A 25302-nucleotide genomic window follows, 5' to 3' on the forward strand; every position below is an offset into this window, starting at 1 on the left:
GGCCTGGGTGGGGGCTGAGGGAAGGTGAAGTCCACGAGGCCGCGCGGGAGGCCGCGTTCGGCCTGGAGCCGGGTCTTCGGCTACGGCGGTGCGGCGGCCCTCGCCGTGGCCGCCGTCGTGGTGCTGCTCATGCCGCTGTGGGACAAGGAGCGCAGCGGCTCCGCCGCGACCGGCGGGCCGGCCACGGGAGCGCCGTCGCAGTCCGGCCAGAGCCTTCCGCCTGGCAACCTCGCTCCCGGTCAGCAGACAGATCCCGGGCAACCCCAGCCCAACCAGTCCACGGGCCGCCCCTATCCGGGTCAGCAGAACCCCGGCCAGCAGAATCCGGGGCAGGGCGGCGGCCCGCCGTTGCCCGGCACCGGTGGCGGTGCCGGCACGACCACCTGGTGCCCCGTCGGCACGGCGCTCTACCGGCAGGTCGGCGGTGCCCTGGAGGTCGACGTGAAGGTCGCGGGCAACGGGTTCGTCCGCGCCGAGGTGACCGTGCGCGGCGGCCGCACGTCCACCCAGCAGACCACCGTCAAAGGCGGCCGGCTGCACACCTTCAAGTTCGGCGGCATCCCGGTCGCCGCCGTGCAGCGAGTCAAGATCACCACGTTCACCGGGCTGGCCATGCAGAGCTGCTACGCCAGCCCCGGTGGGTGACGCTCGGAAACCGCTTGGTATCGGCGTGTCGTCTGTCTAGAGTGCGTGTCCAGTCGTCGGGGTCGTTCCTGTGGGCGGGAGGGGAACGACCCCGATCCCTTTCCCCGTGGATCACGCCGGAGCGAGGCCCTGGGCGCGGTTCTCGGCGGGCATCTGGACGTCCTCGACCGAGACGTTGACCGCGGTGACCCGCATCCCCAGCATCAGCGCGACCACCCGGGCGACGTTGGACTGGACGACCTTGGCGACCTCCATGATCACGCTGCCGTACTCCACGATCACGGCCAGGTCCAGGGACACCGCGTTGTCGTGCGGGTGGATCCGGACGCCGCGGTCGCCCGGCGCGGCACCCAGCCGGCCGTCCTCGCCGGGCTCGATCCGCCCCGCCAGCGTGGCCACCCCGGTGACCTCCAGGGCGGCCAGCGTGGCGATCTTCTCGATGACCTCGTCGTCGATGGTGATGCGGCCCTCGGCCTCGCGCTGCTGGGAGTGCCGCCCGCCCGCCACCTGCGGGGGCACCAGCGGCGGCGCGGCCGGCGGCGCGCCGGTGGGCGGCGGGGTGGCCTGGGCCTGTCCCGTCGGACCCGGGAAGAACGGCATGGACCGGACCTCGGGGCGCGGGCCGTCCCCGCCGTTCCCCGAATAGCCCTTGTCGAGGTCGGTCATCGATTGTCCCCCACGGGTCTCTTGATATGTCCATGATCTCAAGCGGGCACCCGGGCCGCCAGGAAAGTCCGGTACGTCGAGGGCGCCACGGCGGAGGCCGCCGGGGATCCCGACTTCAGGCCGTCCGGCTTCTCTCTCTATGCTGCTGGTCAGGCCGTGAACAAAAGGAGAGCGCCGCCTTGAGCGTAGAGCCGGAGGAGCCCGTGGTGGAGGAGGCGCGCGAGGACGCGCCCGAGTCGGGTGCCCACAACGCGCACCAGCCCTCTATCGAGGAAGAACGGGGTGGCGCGGGCCTACCCGACAATTTCCAGCGGCTCTGGACTCCGCACCGGATGGCCTACATCAAGGGCGAGGGCAAGCCGACCGGAGCGGGCTCCGGGGACGGCTGCCCGTTCTGCGAGATCCCCAAGATGACCGACGAGGAAGGGCTCATCGTGGCCCGGGGAGACGCGGTCTACGCGGTGCTCAACCTCTACCCGTACAACTCGGGCCATCTCATGGTCGTGCCGTTCCGGCACGTGGCCGACTACACCGAGCTGGAGGGCGCCGAGTGCGCCGATCTCGCGAGGTTCACCCAGCAGGCCCTCACGGCGCTGCGCAAGGCCAGCGGCGCCCAGGGCTTCAACGTCGGCATGAACCTCGGCCAGGTGGCGGGCGCCGGGATCGCCGCCCACCTGCACCAGCACGTGGTGCCGCGGTGGGGCGGCGACACCAACTTCATGCCCGTGGTCGGGCACACCAAGGTGCTGCCGCAGCTGCTCCGCGACACCCGCCGGTTGCTCGCCGACGCCTGGCCTCACAGCGGTCTGTAATATCCGCCCATCCGACGACATGAGCTGCATGACGGTTCAGTCGCGGAAGGGACGGACGTGACAAAAGATCGGTTCGAGCAGCTCTACCGCGAGCACCACGACGAGGTGCTGCGTTACGCGGCCAGGCAGGCCGGCCCGGAGCACGCCGCGGACATCGCCGCCGAGACGTTCACCATCGCCTGGCGCCGGATCGACGACGTCCCGGACGGCGCGGCGCTGCCCTGGCTGTACGTGGTGGCCCGCAACCTGATCGCCAACCAGGGCAGGCGGGACGCCCGCCGCCGCGAGGTGCCGGAGCCCTTCGACTCCACGCACGCGCACCCGGTGGAGCCCGACCACGCCGACTCGGTCCACCGCCGCGAGGCCGCCCTGACCGCGCTGCGCGGTCTCAGCGACGACGACCGCACGATGATCCGCCTGATCGGCTGGGAGGGCATGGACCGCGGCCGGGTCGCCACCGCGCTGGGCGTCTCGCCCGGGGCCGCCACGGTCCGCCTGCACCGCACGCGCAAGCGCCTCCGCGAACTCCTGGACCCGCGCCGTCCGAGCCCCTTCCAGGCGATCGGCGCCGCCGCGATGATCGCCGCCGCCACCGTCCTGATCGCCGTCGGTCCCCGTGTCCTCGATGCGCGGTTCATGTCCTTCCGGGCCACGGGCGACCCGATCTGGACCCAGTTGCGCGCTGAGGGCGAGCTGCGCGGCCAGGTGCCGCCCGGCGGGGACACCGGAAAGGTGCGGCCCCTGTCACCCGCGCTCGCCGCCGGCGCGGCCATCCGGACCGCGCCCTGCCCGGAGTGGACGGGAGTGCCGGCGGCCAACGGCGGTGAGGTCGCCGTGTGCGAGCCACCGGCCTTGGACGGCGAGATGCCGGTCAACTTCGAGGGCAGCCTCTGGCGCGAAGACCCGGACGTGTACCTCTACCAGGGTTATGTGGACCGCAACGTCGCGCGCCTGGTCCTGGAGCCCAAGGGCGGCGGAAAGCGCCTGCCCGTCCCGCTCTTCGACATCCACCTGGCGGGCATCAAGGAGTTCGGGCTCTCCCTGAAGGCCGGCTCCGAGAGCGCTCTGCGAGCGTTCGACGCGCAGGGCCAGGAGCTCTACGACTCCAGGGACGACGACAGGGGCGACGAGTGGCCCCTCTGAGGGCCCTCGTCAGCATGCCGCGTTCGTGGAGCCGGGTGGCCGGTGTTCTCCTGGTGTGCCTGTTCACCGCCGTCGCCTGGCGCCCGGCCGCCTCGGCCCTGTCCCGACCACCGGCCGACCGCCAGGCCGACCTGCACGTCTACCTCGGCGCGATCGAGACCGTCCGGAACGGCCGGCCGCTGTACGACTACGCGGCCGAGAACGGGGATCCCTTCACCTACCCGCCGTTCGCGCTGATCGTCCTTCAGCCCCTCGGCTGGGCACCGGAGCCGGCCGTGCGGGTCGCCTGGACGCTCTGCACCCTCGTCATCGCCGGCCTCATCGCCGCCGCTCTCACGAGGCGCCGGGTGCTCGTCATGGCCGCCGCACTGGTGCTGGTGCTGTCCGCTCCGCTGCAGAGCAATCTGCGCTTCGGGCAGATCAGCGTCCTCCTGGTTCTCCTTGTGCTGGTCGACGGGCTGGGGCTCACCCGGCCTCGATGGCGCGGAGCGCTCATCGGCCTGGCGGCGGCGATCAAGCTGACGCCGCTGCTGTTCCTCCCGTACCTCGTCCTCACCGGACAGCGGCGCGCCGCGACGCGCGCGACAGGGGTCTTCGTCGTTGCGGCGGGCCTCGCGTTCGTCGCGCTGCCCGAGGACTCGGCGCGATTCTGGACGGACGCGGTCTTCACCACCTCGCGTGTCGGCGATCTTTCCGCCGGCGGGAACCAGTCGGTGAACGGCGCGCTGCTCAGGCTCGGGGTCCTGGAACCGGTTAAGTCGGCCGCGTGGCTGCTCTACGCCGGAGGGCTCGCCTGGGCGGCGCTCCTGTGGGGTAGGCGGCTGTACGCGGACGGCCGGGTGGCCGAGGCCGTGGTCACGGTCGGCTGCGCGACGCTGGTCGTCTCACCCGTGTCATGGACCCATCACCAGGTCTGGCTGGTGCTGGCGGGCCTCGTGCTCCTCGCCGGGCCGGGCCGCGCGCGGCGCGCCGCCGGCGTCGCCGTGCTGCTCGTGATGATCTTCCCGCTGGCCGCCGAGGCGCGCCTGCTGTGCGCGGCCGCGCTGTGCTGCGCCGGGCTCCCGATGGAGATCCGGGCGGCTACGGGCGCTTGGGCGGCTCGGGACGGGCGCCCGCTTGAATCAGCTCGGATACCGTGACGAACTCGAAGCCCTTGGCGCGCAGCCCCTTGATCATGGGCACGAGGTTCTTCAGCGCGACGAGGCGGTCGGGGTTGCCGGTGTCGTGGGCGAGCACGATCATGCCGGGCCGGGTGTTGTTCACGATGTAGTCGACCAGCCCCGGCGGGTTCTTCTCGTAGGTCTTCTCCAGCATCTTGATCGACCAGATCGTCAGGTCGTAGCCGAGCTGTCCGGCGGCGCTCAGCGTGGTCCCGCCGAGCTGCCCGAACGGCGGTCGCAGATGCCGCGCCTCCTTGCCGGTGATCTGCGCGATCGCGGCGTGCGCCCGGTGGATCTGCCGGTAGGCCTGATCGTGGGTCAGCAGCGAGAGGTCCTTGTGCTGCCAGGTGTGGTTGCCCGCTTCGTGCCGCCCCATCCGGCCGTGCACGAGCCGGGCGTTCTCCAGCAGGCGCTCCCCCACCATGAAGAACGTGGCCCTGACCTTCTCGGAGTCGAGGACGTCGTGGACCATCGGCGTCCACTTGGGCATCGGGCCGTCGTCGAACGTGAGCGCCACCAGCTTCTGGGCGGTGTCCACCGACCAGGTCACGTCGACGTGGCCGCGGGCCGGGCGCCAGGGGCCGGCGCTCGGGATCGCCATCGCCGACGCCGGGGCCTCCTCCGGCAGGCCCGCCACGACGGCCGCGCCTCCGGCGGCACCGGCCGCCAGGCCGCCCGCCGCGAGGCCGAAGCCCTTGATCACCCCGCGGCGTCCCGGCCGCGCGGGCTCCTCGTGTTCCCCCGTGTTCGTCATAGCGAACGTAAGGATGGCACAGGCCGGGAGATGTTCCGTCCGACGGGCGGGTGAACCGTGATCAGCCTCAGGGATGAGCCGCCGGTACCGGGATCATCATCCCGGTACCGGCGGGTGCGGCCTCGGCTCAGTCGTCCCTGGACTCCGCGGCGACCTTGTCGGCCAGATGGGTCGGGAGCGGCTCGTACCGCAGGAACGTGCGGCTGAAGCTCCCGGTGCCCTGCGACATCGAGCGCAGGTCGATCGCGTACCTGATGATCTCCAGCTGCGGCACCTCCGCCTTGATCATCGTCCGGCCGCCGGGCACGCTCTCCGAGCCGAGCACCCGGCCGCGGCGCGAGGTGAGGTCGGACATGACGGGCCCGACATAGTCGTCCGACACCAGCACGGCGACCTCGTCGACCGGCTCCAGCAGCAGGACGGGCACCTTGGTCGCGGCGTCCTTGAGCGCGAGGGCGCCGGCGGCCTGGAAGGCCATGTCGGAGGAGTCCACCGAGTGGGCCTTGCCGTCGCGCAGCGTGACCTTGATGTCGACCAGCGGGTAACCCGTGGTGACCCCGCGGCCCATCTGCTGCCTGAGGCCCTTCTCGACCGACGGGATGAACTGCCGCGGGACCACCCCGCCGACGATCTTGTCGACGAACTCGAAGCCCTCGCCGGACGCCAGCGGCTCCACGTCGATGTGGCAGATGCCGTACTGGCCGTGGCCGCCGCTCTGCTTCACGTGCCGGCCGAGGCCCGGGGCCGGGCCGCCGAAGGTCTCCCGCAGCGGGACGCGCAGGTCGACCCGTTCGACCTCGACGCCGTAGCGGGTGCGGAGCCGGTCGATCAGCACGTCGGCGTGGGCCTCGCCCATGCACCACAGCACCAGCTGGCGGGTCTCGGAGTTGTTCTCCAGCCGCAGCGTCGGGTCCTCGGCGACGAGCCGGCCCAGCGCCTGGCCGAGCTTGTCCTCGTCGGCCTTGGAGTGCGCCCGGATCGCCACCGGGAGCAGCGGGTCCGGCATGGACCAGGGCGCCATCAGCAGCGGGGTGCCGGGATCGGAGAGCGTGTCGCCGGATTCGGCCCGGCTGAGCTTGGCGACCGCGCAGATGTCGCCGGCCCGGCACGCGGAGATCGTCCGCTGCGCCTTGCCGAGCGGCGAGGTCAGCGCCCCGACCCGCTCGTCCACGTCGTGGTCCTCGTGGCCGCGGTCCTCCAGGCCGTGCCCGGAGACGTGCACGACGGTGTCGGGCCGCAACGTGCCGGAGAACACGCGGACCAGCGAGATCCGGCCGACGTAGGGGTCGGACGTCGTCTTGACGACCTCGGCGACGAGCGGCCCGTCGGGGTCGCACTCGATGTTCTTGGGCGGCCCGCCGGTGACGGCCGTGACGGGCGGGATGCGGTGTTCGAGCGGCGACGGGAAGGCCTGGGTGATGACCTCCAGCAGCTCGCGGATGCCGATGACCGGCCCCGGGTGGTCGCCGTGCGGGACGGAGGTGGCCAGCACCGGGTAGAACGAGCCGCGCGCGACGGCGGTCTCCAGGTCCGCGATGAGCGCCTTGACGTCGATGTCCTCACCGGCCAGGTACCGGTCCATGAGGCCCTCGTCCTCGCTCTCCTGGATGATCCCCTCGATGAGCGCGCCGCGCTGCTCCTCGATCTGGTCCAGGAACGAGGGGTCCGGGTCGCACTCGACGCGTTCCCCGGAGGAGTAGTCGAAGCAGCGCTGCGTGAGCAGGCCGATCAGGCCTTTCAGCTCGTCGCCCGCGCCGACCGGGAAGTAGCAGGGGAGCACGCCTTCGCCGAAGACGTCCTGGCAGGTCAGCACGACGTCGTCGAAGTCGCCCCGCTGCTGGTCGACCTTGGTGATGACGACCGCGCGCGGCATGCCGACCGCGGCGCACTCCTCCCAGAGCAGCCGGGTGAGGCCGTCGATGCCGTCCACCGCGGAGATGACGAACAGCGCCGCGTCGGCGGCGCGCAGCCCGGCCCGCAGATCGCCCACGAAGTCGGCGTAGCCGGGGGTGTCGATGAGATTGACCTTGACGTCCCCGAACATGAAGGGGGCGAGGGCCAGGTTGACCGAGCGTTGCTGGCGCACCTCGACCTCGTCGAAGTCGCTGACGGTCGAGCCGTCCTCGACGCGCCCGCGCCGCTGGATCGTACCGGTCGCGGCGAGCATGGCCTCGACGAGCGTGGTCTTGCCCGCGCCCGAATGGCCGACCAGCGCGACGTTGCGAACCCTGTCGGGCCGGCCGGCCTCCGGTGCCCTGCCGGCGGCTCCCGGGTGGCCTCCTCTGTCCGCCATGACTACCTCCTCGGACGGGCCCGACGGGTGCGGGCCCGCGTGCAGTTGGAGCCCGGCCCGTCCGGCCGAGGCCCTCCGTCCGAGTGCGGCGCCCCTGGCGGCTCTCCTTCCGAACGAGATCGTCCGACGGGCGGAGCACGCCCGACGTGCGTGACCGGCGTCACACCCGTGCCCAACACCATTTCCCGGGACGGCCAGGATCACAAGGGGTGAGGCCGAACACCTTCGCCCGGTCCCACCGGGACCGGGCCGGTATCCCGCCTGCGCCACCTGTGCCGACCTCTCCCACTACGATGGGCGCGCTGTGCCGCCCGGTGCCCCGCCCCGTCGCGGTGGCGGCCGCGGACACACCACGACCTCACGAGAACGGACGGCGATGCTCAACAAACTGCGGCCCGCGCTGGGACGCGTCCTGACCCCCATCGGACAGGCGGTCGCGCGGACCGGGGTCTCGCCCAACGCCATCACGGTCATCGGGACCATCGGGGTGGGCGCCGGAGCGCTCGGCTTCTTCCCCCGCGGCGCGTTCTTCTGGGGAACGATGGTGATCACCGCCTTCGTGCTCTTCGACATGCTGGACGGGGCGGTCGCCCGGGTGACCGGCAAGACCTCCAAGTTCGGCGCGTTCCTGGACTCCACGATGGACCGGGTCGCGGACGCGGCGATCTTCTCGGGGCTGATGATCGGGCTCTACCGCGACGACCGGGAGCTGCTGGCCGCGGTCGCGCTCTACTGCCTCGTGTCGGGCGTCGTGGTCTCCTACGCCAAGGCCCGCGCCGAGGGTCTCGGTTACACCTGCAACGTGGGGATCGCCGAACGCGCCGAACGGCTCATCGTCGCGCTCGTGGCCGCGGGTCTCGACGGTCTGGGCGTGCCCTACGTCCTGGCGCTGGCGCTCTGGGTGCTGGCCGTGCTGAGCACGGTCACCGTCGGCCAGCGCTTCGCCACCGTCCACCAGCAGGCACGGGCCGCCGAGCAACGCCGGGAGCCCCCCGCGCACGACCACGAGTCCTCGGCAGGGTCGCACGCATGAACGTGCCCATGCGCGACGAGGTGATGGACGCCGCCTACGCCATGGGATGGACGGTCGTCCGCAAGATGCCCGAGCGCGCCGCGCGCATGGCGTTCGCGACGCTCGCCGATCGCATGTGGCACCAGCACGGCCCGGGCGTGAGGCAACTGGAGAGGAACCTCTGCCGCGTCCTCGGCAAGGACGCCGTGGACGACGAGGTGCGGATTCTGAGCAAGCGTGTCCTGCGGTCGTACTTCCGTTACTGGCTGGAGGTGTTCCGCCTACCGGAATACGACAAGGCGCGCATTCTCGGCCGGATGCGCATCACCGGCCACGAGAAGCTCTTCGCCACGCTCGACTCCGGCCGCGGGGCCGTCCTCGCGCTGCCGCACATGGGCAACTACGAGCACGCCGGGGCCTGGCTGGTGCACAACGGCTATCCGTTCACCACGGTCGCCGAACGGCTGAAGCCCGAGTCCCTCTTCGACCGCTTCGTGGAATTCCGCGAGGGCCTGGGTATGGAGGTACTGCCGCACAAGGGCGCGTCCGCGTTCGGCAGGCTGGCCCAGCGGCTCCGCGGCGGCCGGCCGGTGTGCCTGGTCGTCGACCGGGACCTGACCGAGAACGGGATCGACGTCGAGTTCTTCGGCTCGACGGCCCGGATGCCCGCCGTGTCGGCGGCACTGGCGATCCAGACGGGAGCCGCGCTGTTTCCGGTGACCCTGTGGTACGAGGGCGACTACTGGGCGGCGCGGGTCCACGACGAGATCCCCGTCCCCGCCGAGGGCGGCAGACAGGAGAGGATCCAGGTCATGACCCAGGAGCTCGCGGACGCCTTCCAGGAGGGGATCGCAGCGCACCCCGAGGACTGGCACATGCTGCAGAAGGTGTGGGTGGCGGACCTGACCGCGACCACCGCGGGGGCCGGGCGGTGAAGGTCGGGATCGTGTGTCCCTACACCTGGAACGTCCCCGGCGGCGTCCAGCAGCACATCCGCGACCTGGCCGAGGCGCTGATCGGCTTCGGCCACCAGGTGTCGGTGATCACGCCGGCCGACGACGACGCGCGGCTGCCGTCCTACGCGGTGGCGGCGGGCCGGGCGGTCCCGGTGCCCTACAACGGCTCGGTGGCGCGGCTGGCCTTCGGCTTCCTGTCGGCGGCGCGCGTGCGCCGCTGGGTCAACGAGGGCGGCTTCGACGTGCTGCACGTGCACGAGCCCGCCGCGCCGTCGCTCGGCATCCTCGCCTGCTGGGCGGCCGACGGCCCGATCGTGGGGACCTTCCACGCCTCGTACGAGAAGTCGCGGGTGGTCTCGGTCACCGCGCCGATCCTGCAGAGCGCGCTGGAGAAGATCACCGGCCGGATCGCGGTGTCCGAGGCGGCCCGCACGACGCTCGTGGAGCATCTCGGCGGCGACGCGGTCCTGATCCCCAACGGCGTGGCCACCGAGCGGTACGCCATGGCCGAGCCGCTGGACGGCTGGCCCGGGCGCGGCGACGGCGACCAGAGCCGGGCGGGCGGCGGCACGCTCGGCTTCCTCGGGCGGATGGACGAGCCGCGCAAGGGCCTGCAGGTGCTGCTGCGCGCGTTCGAGATCCTCGGCCGCGAACGGCCCGGGCTGCGGCTGCTGATCGCGGGGCCCGGCGACGCCGACGACGCGATCGCCAGGATCTCGCCGGAGCTGCGCGACCGCGTGGTCATGCTGGGGATGGTGAGCGAGGAGGACAAGATCCGCGCCTATCACTCCGTGGACGTCTTCGTGGCGCCCAACCTGGGCGGTGAGAGCTTCGGCATCGTGCTGGCCGAGGCCATGTCGGCGGGCGCCCCGATCCTGGCCAGCGACATCGAGGCGTTCGACCGGGTGCTGCTGGGCGGCCGGGCCGGGGCGCTGTTCCCGGTCGGCGACCACGCGGCCCTCGCCGCGGCGGCGGGCGACCTGCTGGACGACCCGGCGCGGCGCAAGCAGTTGTCGGCCGAGGCGCGCGCGGCGGTCCGCGCCTACGACTGGTCGGCGGTGGCGCGCGACGTGCTGCGGGTCTACGAGACCGTCGCGCTCTCCGGCGGCGGCGTGGTCGAGTCCGGCGTCGGGGCCTGAGGGGTGGCGGGCTGATGTTTCCCGAGTGGTTCGTCGACGTCCTGTTCTGGGTCGCCGTCGTCTTCCTGATCGGCGTGTACGTCTCCTGGCGGGCCACCCGGCTGGACCGCCTGCACGTCCGCGTGGAGACCGCCCGCGCCGCGCTGGACGCGGCGCTGGTGCGCCGGGCGGCCGTCTCCCTGGAGCTGGCCGCCTCGCATCTGCTGGACCCGGCGACCAGCCTGGTCCTGGCCACCGCCGCGCACGAGGCGCGCACCGCCGACGCCGACAACCGCGAGTTCGCCGAGAGCGATCTGTCGAGGGCGCTGCGGGCGGTGGTCGACCAGCCCGACTTCGCGGTCACCCTGGAGGCCAAGGGCGACGGGCAGGCCGTCATGCGGGAGCTGGAGGCGGCCGCCGCCAAGGTGGCCTACGCCCGCCGGTTCTACAACGACGCGGTCGCCGCGGCCCGCAACGCCCGGCGCAAGATCCTCATCAGGGTGCTGCCGCTGGCGGGCCGGGCGCCCCTGCCGGGGTTCTTCGAGATCGACGACGACCCGCCCAGAATCTGACCGGCCGCCCGTGAGGCCCGGGGCGAACGGCCTCCGCACGCGCCCGGCACCGGTGAACCGGCCACCCCACGGGCCCGAGTATGTCTGGACGTTGATGAGATTCGCTAACCTCTGCGGGTCATCGGAGAAGGGGTGGATGGTGCAGATCGCATGGAACGGGATCGTTCGCGGCAGGACGGCGGCGGTGCTCGGGACGCTCGTGCTCGGCGGCTCGCTCGCGGGCTGCTCGGGTTCGGACAAGCCCGCGAAGTCCGCCTCGCCCGGCCCCCCCGGCGCCACGCCCAGCACGAGCTCCCCGCCCGCCGCCCACCCCTTCAACGGCGGGAAGACGGGGCTGAAGAACCCGGTGCTGGCCGTCAAGATCGAGAACACCCGCAGCGCCATGCCCCAGAGCGGCGTGTCGGCGGCCGACATCGTCTACATCGAGCAGGTCGAGGGCGGCGAGACGCGGCTGATGGCGGTCTACTCGTCCAAGCTTCCCCGCAGGGTGGGCCCGGTCCGCAGCGCCCGCATCTCCGACCTGCACATCCTGCCGCAGTTCGGCAAGCCGGCGTTCGCCTTCTCCGGCGTCCAGGGGGCGATGAAGAAGTACATCCGCCGGTCCCCGGTCTATGACATCTCGCAGGACAACGGCGGCAGCTCCTACGTCCGCTGGGGGCCGAAGCCGATCCCGTACAACCTCTATGCCGACCCCAAGGACCTGCTGAAGCAGGCACCGAAGGCCACCGGACCGCGCGACATCGGCTTCCGGTTCGGCCCGGCGCCCGAGGGCGGCCGGCCCGTGAAGTCCTTCACCGCCAGGTGGCCGGCCACCCGGATGGGCTTCACCTGGTCGGCCAAGGAGAAGCGCTGGCTGACCTCGTACAACGGCAGCCCCCACGTGGGCCGCGAGGGCGGCCGGCTCGGCGGCCGGACCATCGTCATCCAGTACGCCAAGACCGGGCGGTCGCAGTTCCGCGACGTGCTCGGCGCGTACACCCCGCTGATCAAGACCACCGGGACCGGCCGGGCGCTCGTCTTGCGCGACGGCAAGGCCTACGACGCCAAGTGGTCGCGGCCCTCGGAGGACAAAGGCACCACGTTCACCACCACCGACGGCAAGCCGATGACGTTCGCGCCGGGGCAGGTCTGGGTCGCCCTCGTCAACGACGGCAAGCCCTACATCCCGTAGGAAACCGCTGCGGGGCCTCCGGCGGGCAGTTCGTAAGGCACCGGGCCAGGTCGTTGACACTCTGCCGGGTCGAGGCGGGGTGAGAGCAGGCAATATCATGGAAGCTGTCCCGTCGTACGCTCATGTGAGGAATGCCCGTGTCCACTTCCAGTCCCGCTCCCGACAACACCGCGCCCGCGACCGGGACTGCCCGGGTCAAGCGCGGCATGGCGGAGATGCTCAAGGGCGGCGTGATCATGGACGTCGTCACGCCCGAGCAGGCCAAGATCGCTGAGGACGCCGGGGCGGTCGCCGTCATGGCGCTGGAGCGCGTGCCCGCCGACATCCGCGCCGAGGGCGGCATCTCGCGGATGAGCGACCCCGACATGGTCGAGGGCATCATCGGCGCCGTGTCGATCCCGGTCATGGCCAAGGCCCGCATCGGCCACTTCGTCGAGGCCCAGGTGCTGCAGGCCCTCGGCGTCGACTACATCGACGAGTCCGAGGTCCTGACGCCGGCCGACTACGCCAACCACATCGACAAGTGGGCGTTCACGGTGCCGTTCGTCTGCGGCGCCACCAACCTCGGCGAGGCCCTGCGCCGCATCACCGAGGGCGCCGCGATGATCCGTTCCAAGGGCGAGGCCGGCACCGGCGACGTCTCCAACGCCACCACCCACATGCGCCAGATCCGCGGCGAGATCCGGCGGCTGCAGTCGCTGCCCGAGGACGAGCTGTTCGTGGCCGCCAAGGAGCTCCAGGCCCCGTACGAGCTGGTCAAGGAGGTGGCGCGCGACGGCAGACTGCCGGTCGTGATGTTCACCGCCGGCGGCATCGCCACCCCCGCCGACGCCGCGATGATGATGCAGCTGGGCGCCGAGGGCGTGTTCGTCGGCTCGGGGATCTTCAAGTCCGGCAATCCCGCGCAGCGCGCCGAGGCCATCGTCAAGGCCACCACGTTCCACGACGACCCGGACGTGATCGCCAAGGTCTCGCGCGGCCTGGGCGACGCGATGGTGGGCATCAACGTCGCCTCGCTCGGCGAGGATCAGAAGTTCGCCCACCGCGGCTGGTAGGCCCGGCGGGCGGAGGGGAGCCACCCGGCCCGGTGACCGGGTGGTTACTTTCAGCGGCCCCTCCACAGCCGCCTTTCCAGGGATTACGCTGGCCGCGGCCGGATCGTGGGGCGGGCGGTCGCGGGAGGGGAAGAGCATGGGGTGGTCGGTGGCGCTCGCCTGTGCGAGCGAGGGCGAGCCGGGCAAGGTGTTCGGGCCGGGACTCGTGCCCGACGCGCAGGCGGCGGCCAGTATGGCGCGCGGGCTCTACCCGGCGGCGACCCTCGTGGAGACCGGCGACACCGTGCTGGACTTCGCCCTCTGGCCCTACGAGGACGAGCTGTTCGTGGGCGCGTTCGGCCGTGCCCTGCTGCTGTGCGACCGGCGCCTGTTCGGCCTGGACGACGACGCCCGCCGGATCGCCGACACCGCCGCCGCGGCCCTGCCGGGCGCCAACTGCGGCGTGCTGGTGCTGCACAGCGTGATCTCCGGCTGCTGGTTCCGGTGGTACGAGGCGGGCGAGCTGCGCCGGGACGTGTTCGTGACCGCCGAGGACGGCGTGGTCGTCGACCAGGGCCCCCGGCTCCCCGCCGAACGCCCCTTCTGGCGGGCGATCGACGAGGGCGCGGACGACGTGCCGCTGCCGTTCGACCCGGAGGAGTTCGGCCTGGCGCTCGCCGAGCGGTACATGTTCGGCCGCCGTCTCGCCGAGCGCGGAGCCGACGGCTTCCTGCCGATGGAGCTCCCGCTGCGTCGCTTCAAGCTCTGCTAGGGAAGATCCAGCAGGTGCCGGGGCGTTGTAAGGAACGTCTAGGGTTTGAGAACGGTCCCTGAGACGCCCCAGAGGCGTCCTGAGACCGCCCCCCGACTCCCCGGAAGGTGTCACTGGTGACTGCTGTGCCCGAGATCGGTGTGCTCGCGCTGCAGGGCGACGTCCGCGAGCACGTTCGCGCGCTGGAGGCCGCGGGAGCGCGCACCCTCCCGGTCCGCCGCCCCGAGGAACTGGAACGCGTCGACGCGCTGGTCCTGCCCGGCGGCGAGTCCACCACGATGTGGAAGCTGGCCCGCGCCTTCGACCTGCTCGACCCGCTGCGCAAGCGGATCGAGGCGGGCATGCCCGCGTACGGGTCGTGCGCCGGCATGATCATGCTCGCCGACCGCATCCGGGACGGCATCGAGGGCCAGGAGACGATCGGCGGCATCGACATGACGGTGCGCCGCAACGCCTTCGGCCGCCAGGTCGACTCGTTCGAGTCCGACGTGCGGCTGAGCGGCATGGGCGACGCTCCGTACCACGCGGTTTTCATCCGGGCCCCCTGGGTCGAGGCCGTCGGCGACGGCGTCGAGGTGCTCGGTCGCGCCGAGACCGGCTCCAACGCCGGTAGGATCGTCGCCGTCCGTCAGGGCCGTCTCATGGCGACCGCGTTCCATCCGGAGCTGACGGGCGACTTCCGCGTGCACCACTACTTCGCCGATCTGGTGCGCCGGGCGACGGAGCAGGAGGATTGACAGATGTCCGGCCATTCCAAATGGGCGACGACCAAGCACAAGAAGGCTGCCCTCGACGCCAAGCGGGGCAAGCTCTTCGCCAAGCTGATCAAGAACATCGAGGTGGCGGCCCGCACCGGCGGCGGTGACCCCGAGGCCAACCCGACGCTGTACGACGCGATCTACAAGGCGAAGAAGAGCTCGGTCCCCAACGACAACATCGAGCGCGCGCGCAAGCGCGGCGCCGGTGAGGAGGCCGGCGGAGCCGACTGGCAGACCATCATGTACGAGGGTTACGCGCCCGGCGGCGTCGCGGTGCTCATCGAGTGCCTCACCGACAACCGCAACCGCGCGGCCTCCGAGGTCCGCGTCGGGCTCACCCGCAACGGCGGCTCGCTGGCCGACCCCGGCTCGGTGTCGTACATGTTCAACCGCAAGGGCGTCGTGATCGTCCCCAAGGGGGGGACGGACGAGGACGAGGTGATGATGGCCGTCCTCGACGCAGGCGCGGAGGAGGTCAACGACCTCGGCGAGAGCTTCGAGGTCGTCTGCGAGGCCGGTGACCTGGTCGCCGTCCGCACCGCGCTCAAGGACGCGGGCATCGACTACGACTCGGCCGAGAGCAAGTTCCTGCCGACCATGTCGGTGCCGCTGGACGAGGACAACGCCCGCAAGGTGTTCCGCCTGCTCGACGCGCTGGAGGACAGCGACGACGTCCAGGAGGTCTACGCCAACTTCGACGTCTCAGACGAGGTCATGCAAAAGATCGACGCCTGAACCCCGCGCGCCGTGTCCCACCCGGTGTCCGCAGAGACGGCAAAGGCCCGGCCCACAGACATCCACGGAAACCGGGCCACGCACGCGAACGCGCTACCTGAGGCGGGGACGAGCCGGAGGCGATGTCCCCGCCGAAGATCGCGAAGCGATGTCGCGTTCGCCGCTTTGGTGGTTGGTCCGCGAGCCGCCAGGCGAGTGGACCAGGCCACCGAAGCAATAAACAAGTGCGCGACGATGTCATGCTGTTTCGGTACCGTTGGCGGGTGCCGAACAAATGATCGAAGGGGTGGGCCGTGCGGGTGCTGGGAGTGGACCCGGGGCTCACCAGGTGCGGCGTCGGCGTCGTGGAGGGCGCGCCCGGCAAACCCCTGCGGCTCGTGGCCGTGGACGTCATCCGGACCAGCCCGGGCGACGACATCGCGATCCGGCTGCTCGGCATCGAGGCCGGGATCGCGGCGCTGCTGGAGGAGATGCGGCCGGACGCCGTCGCCGTCGAGCGCGTGTTCGCCCAGCACAACGTCCGCACCGTCATGGGCACCGCGCAGGCCGCGGGCATCGCCATGGTCTGCGCCGCCCGCCACGGCGTCCCGGTCGCCATGCACACCCCCAGCGAGGCCAAGGCCGCCATCACCGGCAACGGGCGCGCCGACAAGGCCCAGGTGACCGCGATGGTCACCCGCCTGCTGCGGCTGGACGCCCCGCCCAAGCCCGCCGACGCCGCCGACGCCCTGGCGCTGGCCATCTGCCACGTCTGGCGCGGCGGCGCCCAGGCCCGGATCAACGCGGCCCGGCTCGCCGCGCGTACGACAGGAAGGACCGAAGAGTGATCGCCTTCGTCAGCGGCCGGGTGGCCGCCGCCGGACCGGACGGAGCCGTGGTGGATGTCGGCGGGGTCGGCTTCGCCGTGCAGTGCACGCCCGCCACGCTCGCGGGGCTGCGGGTCGGCGACCAGGCGCAGGTGCCGACCTCCCTGGTCGTCCGCGAGGACTCGCTGACCCTCTTCGGCTTCGCGGACGAGGACGAGCGATCGGTTTTCGAGCTCCTCCAGACCGCGAGCGGCGTGGGCCCACGACTGGCCCTCGCCATGCTCGCCGTGCACACGCCCAACGCCCTGCGGCGGGCGGTGTCCACCGAGGACCTGACCGCGCTCACCAAGGTCCCCGGCATCGGTAAGAAGGGCGCCCAGCGCATCGTCCTCGAACTCCGCGACCGCCTGGGCGGCCCGATCGGCGATGCAGACGACGTCCGCGCGCCCGTCCGCACCGAGGTCTGGCGCGACCAGGTCCAGGCCGGCCTGATCAACCTCGGCTGGTCGGCCAGGGACGCCGACGCCGCCGTGGACGCCGTCGCCGCCGATCTCGCCGGCGGCGAGACCCCGCCGGTCCCGGCCCTGCTCAAGGCCGCTCTCAAGAAGCTGAGCAAGTAGTGGCCGATTTCGACGAGCGGCTGGTGTCGGCCGACGCGGACGGGCCCGAGGAGCAGGTGATCGAGGCCGCCCTCCGGCCGAGGAGACTCGATGACTTCATCGGACAGGAACGTGTCCGCGAGCAGCTCTCCCTGGTCCTGCACAGCGCGCTGCGGCGCGGCCGGACACCCGACCACGTGCTGCTCTCCGGCGGCCCGGGGCTCGGCAAGACCACCCTCGCCATGATCATCGCGGCCGAGCTGAACGCGCCGCTGCGCATCTCCTCCGGCCCCGCGATCGAGCGTGCGGGCGACCTGGCGGCGGTCCTGTCCACGCTGGCCGAGGGGGAGGTGCTGTTCCTGGACGAGATCCACCGGATGGCCCGGCCCGCCGAAGAGATGCTCTACATGGCCATGGAGGACTTCCGCGTCGACGTCGTGGTCGGCAAGGGGCCCGGCGCCACCGCGATCCCGCTGGACATCGCCCCGTTCACCCTCGTGGGCGCCACCACCCGCGCCGGCATGCTCCCCGGCCCGCTCCGCGACCGCTTCGGGTTCGTCGCCCACATGGACTTCTACGAGCCGGCCGAGCTGGAGGTGATCGTCAAACGGTCCGCCCGGCTGCTCGGCGTGGAGATCTCCGACGACGCCGCCGCCGAGGTGGCCGGGCGTTCGCGCGGCACGCCCCGCATCGCCAACCGCCTGCTGCGCCGCGTCCGCGACTTCGCGGAGGTCCGCGCCGACGGAGTGATCAACCTTGAGCTGGCGCGGTCCGCGCTCACCCTCTACGAGGTGGACGAACGCGGCCTGGACCGGCTCGACCGGGCCGTGCTGAGCTCCCTGATGCGCAAGTTCGGCGGGGGACCGGTGGGGCTCTCGACGCTGGCGGTCTCGGTGGGGGAGGAGCCCGAGACCGTCGAGGTCGTCGCGGAGCCGTTCCTCGTCCGCCAGGGCCTGCTGGCCCGCACCCCGCGCGGCCGCATCGCCACCCCGGCGGCCTGGGCGCACCTGGGCCTGACCCCGCCGCCCAGCTCCCCGATGGCCGGCGCCCTCTTCGAGATCGACGAAGATCCGGAGTAGACGAAGATCCGGAGTAGCGGTGCGGCCGGTCGAGGCCGGTCGGAACGGGTCGTCACACCCCGGCGGTCACAGACCGGCGCGTAAGGAGTAACGGCTTGGGAACTTCCCGGCGCCGTCGGTCGTCACGTCGTTGCCGGGCTGTCGCGTACTCTCTAGACTCCGGGACTTGGTCACCGTCTTCCAGCCGGCGGTTCCCTCGCGCGAGGCCATTCTGGCGACAGGCTGGGCAAACCACATCGGAAGGATGCCCCAGCGATGGGCGGCAACATGATTATTGCGGCGAACGGCGGCGGCGGCGGCGCCTTCAACCTGCTTCTCCTGCTCGCCGTGCCCCTGGTCTTCTATTTCCTGCTGATCAGGCCGCAGAGCAAGCGCCGCAAGGAGCAACTGCAGCTGCAGAACTCCATCGAGCCCGGCGCCCGCGTCATCACCACCAGCGGCATGCACGCGACCGTGGTGTCCACCGACGACGACGGGCTGGTCCTGGAGATCGCTCCGGGTGTCGAGGCCCGCTTCGTCCGGCAGGCCGTCATGAACGTCGTCAGGGACGACGAGGCCGACGAGCTCGAGGACGCCGAGGACGGTGACGAGGACGGCAAGCCCGCCGGTGACTCGATCGATCTGTCCAAGGACGACAAGAACGCCGCGGACGAGGTGGAGGATGATGCCGTGTCGAAGCCCGCGGCCAAGGCCTCCTCGACGGAGAAGCCCTCGGCCTGACGGCGCGTCGGCAACCAGTGAAGACGGGAAGTAAGACGACCAGTGGCTCCGCCTCGTAGCAGCACTCCCAATCCCGCGCGCACGCTCCTCGGATTGCTCGCGGTCATGGTGGCCCTGACCGGGGTCATGTTCCTCCAGGGGAGGAGCACCCCGAAACTGGGGCTCGACCTCGCCGGTGGCACGACGGTGACGCTCACCGCCAAGACCGAGGCGGGCAAGAATCCTCCGGCCAGCCAGATGGACCAGGCCGTGAAGATCATCACCCAGCGGGTGAACGGCCTGGGCGTGTCCGACGCCGAGGTGAACAAGCAGGGCAGCAACAACATCGTCGTGAGCGTGCCCGGCGAAGGCCAGCAGCAGGTCGTCGACACGATCGGCAAGACGGCCAAGCTGCAGTTCCGCCAGGTCTACGTGGTGGGGGCCGGCACCCCCACCACGCAGCCGCCCCCCTCGGGCAGCCCGTCGGCCAGCCCGACCGGCAAGGCGACCGGCAGCCCGTCGCCGAAGGCGACCCCGAGCACGTCGCCCTCGTCGTCGATCAAGCCGTCCTCGACGGCGACGCCGCGCGGCCGTGCGCTGTCGGAGGCCCTGGCGGCCCCGACGCCCACGCCGTCGGGCACGGGCAAGCCGAGCCAGTCGGCGAGTCCCTCGGGGAACCCGTCCGGGGTGCCGTCGGTCAACCCGTCGGCCTTGCCGACCCTGCCGCCGGACGCCGGCGCCCAGGAGGACTTCTCCGGCATCGACGACAAGGCCGTCATCGACCAGTACAAGAAGCTGACCTGCTCGCCCGACGGGACCACCGCGCCCGGCTCCAACGACCCCAACAAGAAGTGGGTCGCCGCCTGTGACCAGGACGGCAAGGGCAAGTACATCCTCGGCCCGGTGCGCGTCCAGGGCACCCAGGTCTCCGACGCGAACGCGATGCCGCCGAACCCGCAGGAGGGCCAGAGCAGCTGGACCGTCGCGATCAAGTTCAAGTCGCAGGGTTCCCGGGAGTTCGCCGCGGTGACGAGCGACGCCTACAAGGCGCCGCAGGGCACCCCCCAGCGGCAGGTCGCGATCGTGCTGGACGGCCAGGTCGTGTCCGCGCCGAGCATCGACAACGGCGCGATCACGGGCGGCACCGCCAGCATCTTCGGCCCGCCCGACAGCTTCACGCAGTCGTACGCCGACGACCTGGCCAACGTGCTGAAGTACGGTGCCCTGCCCCTGGAGTTCACGCAGAGCTCCATCGACGAGGTGTCCTCGACGCTGGGCTCCGACCAGCTGCGCGGCGGCCTGATCGCGGGCGCCATCGGCCTCGGCCTGGTCGTGCTCTACTGCATGGTCTACTACCAGGGCCTCGGGCTCGTGGCGGTGTCCAGCCTCGTCGTGGCGGCGGCCATCACCTACGTCTCGGTGGTCATCCTCGGTGAGGGCATGGGCTTCCGGCTCTCGCTGCCGCACATCATCGGCCTCATCGTCTCGATCGGCATCACCGCCGACTCGTTCATCGTGTACTTCGAACGACTACGGGACGAGCTGAGAGCCGGGAGGACGCTGCGGCCCTCGATCGAGAGCGCCTGGAAGCGGGCGCGGCGCACCATCCTGGTCGCCGACGCGGTCACGTTCCTGGCGGCCGTGGTGCTCTACTTCCTGGCGGTCGGCGGTGTCCGGGGCTTCGCGTTCGCGATGGGCCTCACCACCCTGATCGACGTCGTGGTGGTGTTCTTCTTCACCAAGCCGCTGGTGGCGATGCTGTCGAGGACGCGGTTCTTCGGCAAGGGCCACCGGCTGTCCGGCCTCAGCCCGAGCCGGTTGCGCCGTGGCGGCACGACCGCTCCCCTTCCGAAGAGCCAGGAGGCCTGATGTCCACGCGCTCCGTCTTCTCCAGGTTCTACGGGGGCGAGGTCAGCGCCGACATCGTCGGCCGGCCGAAGATCTGGTACTCCATCTCCGGCCTGCTGCTCGCCATCTCCATCGCGGGGCTGCTGATCCAGGGCCTCAACTTCGGCGTCGAGTTCAAGGGCGGCTCGGTCTTCACCATCCCGGCGTCCAGCGCCTCCATCGAGGAGGTCCGCTCGGCCGTCACCAGCGGTGGCGTGCACGGCGAGACCAAGGTGCAGAAGGCCGGCGACGACTGGCGGGTGACCACCGAGAGCCTGACCTCCACGCAGGTCACCAAGGTCAAGCAGACCGTCTCCCAGGCACTGGACGTCTCGGCCAACTCGATCACCACCCAGGTGGTGGGCCCGACCTGGGGCGGTGAGATCTCCAAGAAGGCCTGGCAGGCCCTCGTGGTGTTCATGATCTTGATCATCGCGTACCTGTCGGTGGCGTTCGAGTGGCGGATGGCCCTCGCCGCGGTCGTGGCGCTGGTCCACGACCTGGTCATCACCGCCGGCATCTACGCCTGGTCGGGCTTCGAGGTCACCCCGGCCACGCTGCTCGGCTTCCTGACGATCCTCGGCTACTCGCTGTACGACGCCGTCGTGGTGTTCGACATGATCAAGGAAGTGACCAAGCCGCTCAGCCTCACGTCCAAGATCACCTACAGCGAGGCGGCGAACCAGGCGCTCAGCAGCACGCTGGTCCGGTCGCTCAACACCTCGCTGGTCGCGATCCTGCCGGTCGCGGCGATCCTGTTCATCGGCACCACGCTGTTCGGCGCGGGCACGCTGAAGGACCTGTCGCTGTCGCTGTTCGTCGGCATGATCGTCGGTACGTACTCCTCGATCTGCGTGGCCACGCCGCTGCTGGTCCAGCTCAAGGAGCGCGAGCCGAAGTACCAGCAGCTGCGCGAGAACATCGCGCGGCGCGAGAGCAGCCCCAAGCGGCAGGCCAAGGCGGCCAAGGTCACCGAGCCGGCCGCGGCCGGCGAGGTGGACGACGACGATGCCAAGGCCGGTGCCGCCGGGGCCGCGGGCACCGCGGTGGCGCCCGCGGGCGTGACCGTCCGCAAGGTCGTCCAGCAGGGGCCGCGACAGCAGCCCAAGCGGGGCACCCGCCAGCAACGCAAGGGCAAGTGACACAGATCGCTCTGGACCGCGCCCCCCTCCGGCACACCGCCGGGAGGGGGCGCGGTGCCGAAGGGGGAGCAGAGCAGTGGACCTCGACCGGCTGATCCAGGACCGGATCCGCGACGTGCCCGACTATCCGAAGCCGGGCGTGGTGTTCAAGGACATCACCCCGCTGCTGGCCGATCACGTGGCGTTCGCCGGCGTGGTGGACACCATCGTCAACCACCACGGCCGCGGCACCGTCGACAAGATCGTCGGCATCGAGGCGCGCGGGTTCATCGTCGCCGCTCCGGTGGCCTACCACTTCGGCGCGGGCTTCGTCCCGGTGCGAAAGAAGGGAAAGCTGCCCGCGCGGACGTACGAAGAGACCTATGATCTCGAGTACGGGACGGAAACGATCGAGGTGCACGTCGACGCGTTCACGCCGGGCGACCGGGTGCTGATCGTCGACGATGTGCTGGCCACCGGGGGAACGGCCCGGGCGGCCGCGGACCTGGTGCGGCGCGGCGGTGGGAACGTCGTCGGGCTGTCGGTCCTGATGGAGCTCTCGTTCCTGCATGGACGGGACAAACTGGGGAATCTGGACGTCCATTCGTTGGTTACGGTCTAGTGCCGAAATGGGGCCGGATACACTGACGGGATGCGGCGCCCACAGGTCAGGGGAGGCTGAGTGCCCGGTGAGGTGGTATCGACCGACGCGGTGACCGACGCCGCGGTGGATCACGCCGCGGAGCCGGAGCACGCGCGGCCGGAGGCTGCGGCCCGCCCGGCCGGACGCACCACGGCCCCGCCGCCCGCGCGCCAGGCCACGCCGACGGAGGGCGCGGCGAGCAGCGACGCGGCCGCCCCCGGCGAGCAGACACCCGACCAGGAGCGCGCCGACACCGGCTCCACTGAGACCAGCACCACTGAGAGCTCCGCTGAGACCAGCTCCGCCGAGACCCGTACCGCCCAGAAGCAGCAGGCCGCCGACAAGCAGGCGCCCGGCACGCGGAAACCGGCCACGCCGCCCGCGGCCTCCAGCGCCGACGACAGGCCGGGCCGACGGAGCCAGGCGGCTCCCGCCCCGGCTCCATCAGCTCCGGCTCAACCCGCCAACACGTCCAGGCCGACGCCGGCCACGATCCCACCGTCTGCCGCCCGGGTGCGCCGTAGGCTCGCCAGGTTGGGCGCCCAGCGCGGCCCCGCTATGAACCCGGTACTCGAACCACTCATCAAGACGGTCCGCAACACCCATCCCAAAGCGGACCTGCGCCTCATCGAGCGCGCCTACGACGTCGCGGCGCACTACCACCGCGACCAGAAGCGCAAGAGCGGCGATCCCTACATCACCCATCCGCTCGCGGTGACCACGATCCTCGCCGAGCTCGGCATGAACACCGAGACCCTGTGCGGGGCGCTGCTGCACGACACCGTCGAGGACACCCCCTACACCCTCGACGAGCTGCGCGCCGACTTCGGCGACGAGATCGCCTCGCTGGTCGACGGCGTCACCAAGCTCGACAAGGTCAAGTACGGCGAGGCCGCCGAGGCCGAGACCGTGCGCAAGATGGTCGTCGCGATGGCCCGCGACATCCGCGTTCTGGTGATCAAGCTCGCCGACCGGCTGCACAACATGCGCACGCTGCGCTACATGCCCCGGCACAAGCAGGAGAAGAAGGCGCGGGAGACCCTGGAGGTGTTCGCGCCGCTGGCCCACCGGCTCGGCATGAACACCCTCAAGTGGGAGCTGGAGGACCTCTCGTTCGCCACGCTCTATCCCAAGCGGTTCGACGAGATCGCCCGCCTGGTGTCCGAGCGGGCGCCGCGCCGCGACGTCTTCCTGCAGGACGTGATAGAGAACGTGTCGACCGACCTGCGCGACGCCCGGATCAAGGCGACGGTGACGGGGCGCCCGAAGCACTACTACTCGATCTACCAGAAGATGATCGCCCGCGATGTCAGCTTCGACGACATCTACGACCTGGTCGGCATCCGGGTCCTGGTCGACAGCGTCCGCGACTGCTACGCCGCCCTCGGCTCGATCCACGCGCGATGGAACCCGGTCCCCGGCCGGTTCAAGGACTACATCGCGATGCCCAAGTTCAACATGTACCAGTCGCTGCACACGACGGTGATAGGGCCCGAGGGCAAGCCGGTCGAGCTGCAGATCCGCACCTGGGGCATGCACCGCCGCGCCGAGTACGGCGTCGCCGCGCACTGGAAGTACAAGGAGGAGACGGTCGCCGGCCGCAAGGCCGCCGACATGCAGTGGCTGCGCCAGCTGCTCGACTGGCAGAAGGAGACGGCCGATCCGGCCGAGTTCCTGGAGTCGCTGCGCTTCGACCTGTCGGTGTCGGAGGTCTTCGTCTTCACGCCCAAGGGCGACGTGATCGCGCTGCCGCAGGGCGCCACGCCGGTCGACTTCGCGTTCGCCATCCACACCGAGGTCGGGCACCGATGTATCGGCGCCCGCGTCAACGGGCGCCTCGTTCCCCTGGAATCCACCCTCGACAACGGCGACACCGTCGAGGTCTTCACCTCCAAGTCGCCCGACGCCGGGCCCAGCCGCGACTGGCTCAACTTCGTCAAGAGCGCCCGCGCCCGCAACAAGATCAAGCACTGGTTCTCCAAGGAGCGCCGGGACACCGCGATCGAGTCCGGCAAGGAGTCGATCGCCCGCGCGATGCGCAAGCAGAACATGCCGCTCCAGCGCATGATGTCCGGGGAGGCGCTGCTCGCCCTCGCCCGCGACATGCGCTACCCCGACGTGTCGTCGCTGTACGCGGCGGTGGGCGAGAGCCACGTCTCGGCGCAGACCGTCGTCCAGCGCCTGGTGGAGGCGCTCGGCGGGGTCGAGAGCGCCGAGGAGGACCTCGCCGAGATCGCGCTGCCGACCAGGCGCAAGCGCACCCGCTCCACCGGTGACCCCGGCGTCGTCGTGGCGGGCGACCCGGACGTCTGGGTACGGCTCTCCCGCTGCTGCACCCCGGTACCGGGCGACGACATCGTGGGCTTCGTGACCCGCGGCCACGGCGTCTCGGTGCACCGCGCCGACTGCGTCAACGTCGCCCAGCTCAGGGAGCAGCCCGACCGGCTGATCGACGTCAAGTGGTCCCCGGGTGAGGACTCGGTCTTCCTGGTGGCCATCCAGGTCGAGGCCCTCGACCGCCCGCGCCTGCTGTCGGACGTCACCCGGGTGCTGTCCGACCAGCACGTCAACATCCTGTCGGCGTCGGTCACCACCACCCGCGACCGGGTCGCGGTCAGCCGCTTCACGTTCGAGATGGGCGACCCCAAGCACCTGGGCCATGTCCTCAAGGCCGTGCGCTCGATCGACGGCGTGTACGACGTCTACCGCGTCACCAGCGGCACCCACCGCTGAGCCGTTCCCCGGCCGCATGCGCCGGGCCACGCGCCAGGCCGCGCGTGCGCTACCCCTTCTCTACGGCCCTGAAACGTCCGTACGGCGACTTTCCCGTGAACGGGTGAGCCCCGCACCCGTCCGGGATGCGGGGC

Annotated in this window: 24 protein-coding genes; 21 read left to right on the forward strand and 3 right to left on the reverse strand. The window is 71.3% G+C overall.

Features of this window, described 5'->3' with window-relative positions; genetic code table 11:
• The first annotated feature begins 24 nt into the window (after nucleotides 1-24).
• Nucleotides 25-645: a hypothetical protein gene (locus ABD333_RS41520; RefSeq protein ID WP_344548139.1), complete on the forward strand. Its 621-nt coding sequence runs from the start codon at nucleotides 25-27 to the stop codon at nucleotides 643-645.
• 111 nt (nucleotides 646-756) lie between these two features.
• Here ABD333_RS41520 and ABD333_RS41525 read toward each other — a convergent pair whose 3' ends face one another.
• Nucleotides 757-1311: an Asp23/Gls24 family envelope stress response protein gene (locus ABD333_RS41525; protein ID WP_344548140.1), complete on the reverse strand. Its 555-nt coding sequence runs from the start codon at nucleotides 1309-1311 to the stop codon at nucleotides 757-759.
• Nucleotides 1312-1490: 179 nt separating this feature from the next.
• Here ABD333_RS41525 and ABD333_RS41530 point away from each other — a divergent pair, with 179 nt between their 5' ends.
• Genes ABD333_RS41530 through ABD333_RS41540 form a run of 3 tightly spaced genes read left to right on the forward strand, consistent with a single transcriptional unit; the run spans nucleotide 1491 to nucleotide 4405 of the window.
• Nucleotides 1491-2123, forward strand: coding sequence for an HIT family protein (locus ABD333_RS41530; protein WP_410558164.1), 633 nt, complete (start codon nucleotides 1491-1493; stop codon nucleotides 2121-2123).
• Nucleotides 2124-2180: 57 nt separating this feature from the next.
• Complete coding sequence (locus ABD333_RS41535; protein ID WP_344548141.1) at nucleotides 2181-3266, forward strand: RNA polymerase sigma factor; 1086 nt, start codon at nucleotides 2181-2183, stop codon at nucleotides 3264-3266.
• Nucleotides 3254-4405 (forward strand): glycosyltransferase 87 family protein, encoded by a 1152-nt coding sequence (locus ABD333_RS41540; protein ID WP_344548142.1) that lies wholly within the window; start codon nucleotides 3254-3256, stop codon nucleotides 4403-4405. The genes ABD333_RS41535 and ABD333_RS41540 overlap by 13 nt, the downstream gene beginning before the upstream one ends.
• On the opposite strand, the gene ABD333_RS41545 is transcribed toward ABD333_RS41540, so the two are convergent.
• Entirely contained in the window at nucleotides 4347-5180 is an 834-nt protein-coding gene (locus tag ABD333_RS41545; protein ID WP_344548143.1) for a polysaccharide deacetylase family protein, read from the reverse strand. The genes ABD333_RS41540 and ABD333_RS41545 overlap by 59 nt on opposite strands.
• Before the next feature lie 127 nt (nucleotides 5181-5307).
• The gene (locus ABD333_RS41550) at nucleotides 5308-7473 is read right to left on the reverse strand and encodes an elongation factor G-like protein EF-G2 (RefSeq protein ID WP_344548144.1); all 2166 of its coding nucleotides are present in this window, start codon (nucleotides 7471-7473) and stop codon (nucleotides 5308-5310) included.
• A 376-nt stretch (nucleotides 7474-7849) separates the two neighbouring features.
• Here ABD333_RS41550 and pgsA point away from each other — a divergent pair, with 376 nt between their 5' ends.
• From pgsA to ABD333_RS41635, 17 genes are all read left to right on the forward strand, one after another.
• Nucleotides 7850-8506: a phosphatidylinositol phosphate synthase gene (pgsA, locus tag ABD333_RS41555; protein WP_344548145.1), complete on the forward strand. Its 657-nt coding sequence runs from the start codon at nucleotides 7850-7852 to the stop codon at nucleotides 8504-8506.
• The gene (locus ABD333_RS41560) at nucleotides 8503-9420 is read left to right on the forward strand and encodes a phosphatidylinositol mannoside acyltransferase (RefSeq protein ID WP_344548146.1); all 918 of its coding nucleotides are present in this window, start codon (nucleotides 8503-8505) and stop codon (nucleotides 9418-9420) included. The genes pgsA and ABD333_RS41560 overlap by 4 nt, the downstream gene beginning before the upstream one ends.
• The gene (locus ABD333_RS41565; RefSeq protein WP_344548148.1) at nucleotides 9417-10580 is read left to right on the forward strand and encodes a glycosyltransferase family 4 protein; all 1164 of its coding nucleotides are present in this window, start codon (nucleotides 9417-9419) and stop codon (nucleotides 10578-10580) included. Before ABD333_RS41560 ends, ABD333_RS41565 begins: the two co-directional genes overlap by 4 nt.
• A 14-nt stretch (nucleotides 10581-10594) precedes the next feature.
• Complete coding sequence (locus tag ABD333_RS41570; protein WP_344548149.1) at nucleotides 10595-11131, forward strand: LemA family protein; 537 nt, start codon at nucleotides 10595-10597, stop codon at nucleotides 11129-11131.
• Nucleotides 11132-11267: 136 nt separating this feature from the next.
• Nucleotides 11268-12302, forward strand: a complete 1035-nt coding sequence (locus ABD333_RS41575; protein ID WP_344548150.1) for a DUF3048 domain-containing protein — start codon at nucleotides 11268-11270, stop codon at nucleotides 12300-12302.
• A 131-nt stretch (nucleotides 12303-12433) separates the two neighbouring features.
• Nucleotides 12434-13357 (forward strand): pyridoxal 5'-phosphate synthase lyase subunit PdxS, encoded by a 924-nt coding sequence (pdxS, locus tag ABD333_RS41580; RefSeq protein ID WP_344548151.1) that lies wholly within the window; start codon nucleotides 12434-12436, stop codon nucleotides 13355-13357.
• Between the two features lie 136 nt (nucleotides 13358-13493).
• A complete protein-coding gene (locus ABD333_RS41585; RefSeq protein WP_344548152.1) occupies nucleotides 13494-14108 on the forward strand; it encodes a DUF6928 family protein in 615 nt (204 codons plus the stop codon).
• Between the two features lie 116 nt (nucleotides 14109-14224).
• Nucleotides 14225-14845: a pyridoxal 5'-phosphate synthase glutaminase subunit PdxT gene (gene pdxT, locus ABD333_RS41590; RefSeq protein WP_344548153.1), complete on the forward strand. Its 621-nt coding sequence runs from the start codon at nucleotides 14225-14227 to the stop codon at nucleotides 14843-14845.
• A 3-nt stretch (nucleotides 14846-14848) separates the two neighbouring features.
• Complete coding sequence (locus ABD333_RS41595) at nucleotides 14849-15601, forward strand: YebC/PmpR family DNA-binding transcriptional regulator (RefSeq protein WP_344548155.1); 753 nt, start codon at nucleotides 14849-14851, stop codon at nucleotides 15599-15601.
• Between the two features lie 293 nt (nucleotides 15602-15894).
• Complete coding sequence (gene ruvC, locus ABD333_RS41600; protein ID WP_344548157.1) at nucleotides 15895-16428, forward strand: crossover junction endodeoxyribonuclease RuvC; 534 nt, start codon at nucleotides 15895-15897, stop codon at nucleotides 16426-16428.
• On the forward strand, nucleotides 16425-17027 hold the full coding sequence (gene ruvA, locus ABD333_RS41605) for a Holliday junction branch migration protein RuvA (protein WP_344548158.1): 603 nt from the start codon (nucleotides 16425-16427) through the stop codon (nucleotides 17025-17027). Before ruvC ends, ruvA begins: the two co-directional genes overlap by 4 nt.
• Complete coding sequence (ruvB, locus tag ABD333_RS41610; RefSeq protein ID WP_344548159.1) at nucleotides 17027-18085, forward strand: Holliday junction branch migration DNA helicase RuvB; 1059 nt, start codon at nucleotides 17027-17029, stop codon at nucleotides 18083-18085. The genes ruvA and ruvB overlap by 1 nt, the downstream gene beginning before the upstream one ends.
• Before the next feature lie 255 nt (nucleotides 18086-18340).
• Complete coding sequence (yajC, locus tag ABD333_RS41615) at nucleotides 18341-18805, forward strand: preprotein translocase subunit YajC (protein WP_344548160.1); 465 nt, start codon at nucleotides 18341-18343, stop codon at nucleotides 18803-18805.
• Nucleotides 18806-18898: 93 nt separating this feature from the next.
• Complete coding sequence (gene secD, locus ABD333_RS41620) at nucleotides 18899-20653, forward strand: protein translocase subunit SecD (protein WP_344548161.1); 1755 nt, start codon at nucleotides 18899-18901, stop codon at nucleotides 20651-20653.
• The gene (gene secF, locus ABD333_RS41625; protein WP_344548162.1) at nucleotides 20653-21813 is read left to right on the forward strand and encodes a protein translocase subunit SecF; all 1161 of its coding nucleotides are present in this window, start codon (nucleotides 20653-20655) and stop codon (nucleotides 21811-21813) included. The genes secD and secF overlap by 1 nt, the downstream gene beginning before the upstream one ends.
• 76 nt (nucleotides 21814-21889) lie before the next feature.
• Complete coding sequence (locus ABD333_RS41630; protein WP_344548163.1) at nucleotides 21890-22414, forward strand: adenine phosphoribosyltransferase; 525 nt, start codon at nucleotides 21890-21892, stop codon at nucleotides 22412-22414.
• A gap of 579 nt (nucleotides 22415-22993) precedes the next feature.
• Nucleotides 22994-25168 (forward strand): RelA/SpoT family protein, encoded by a 2175-nt coding sequence (locus ABD333_RS41635; RefSeq protein ID WP_344548212.1) that lies wholly within the window; start codon nucleotides 22994-22996, stop codon nucleotides 25166-25168.
• The last annotated feature ends 134 nt before the right edge of the window (nucleotides 25169-25302 follow it).

It is taken from the genome of Actinomadura fulvescens (assembly GCF_039533225.1).
Taxonomy (GTDB): Bacteria; Actinomycetota; Actinomycetes; order Streptosporangiales; family Streptosporangiaceae; genus Spirillospora; species Spirillospora fulvescens.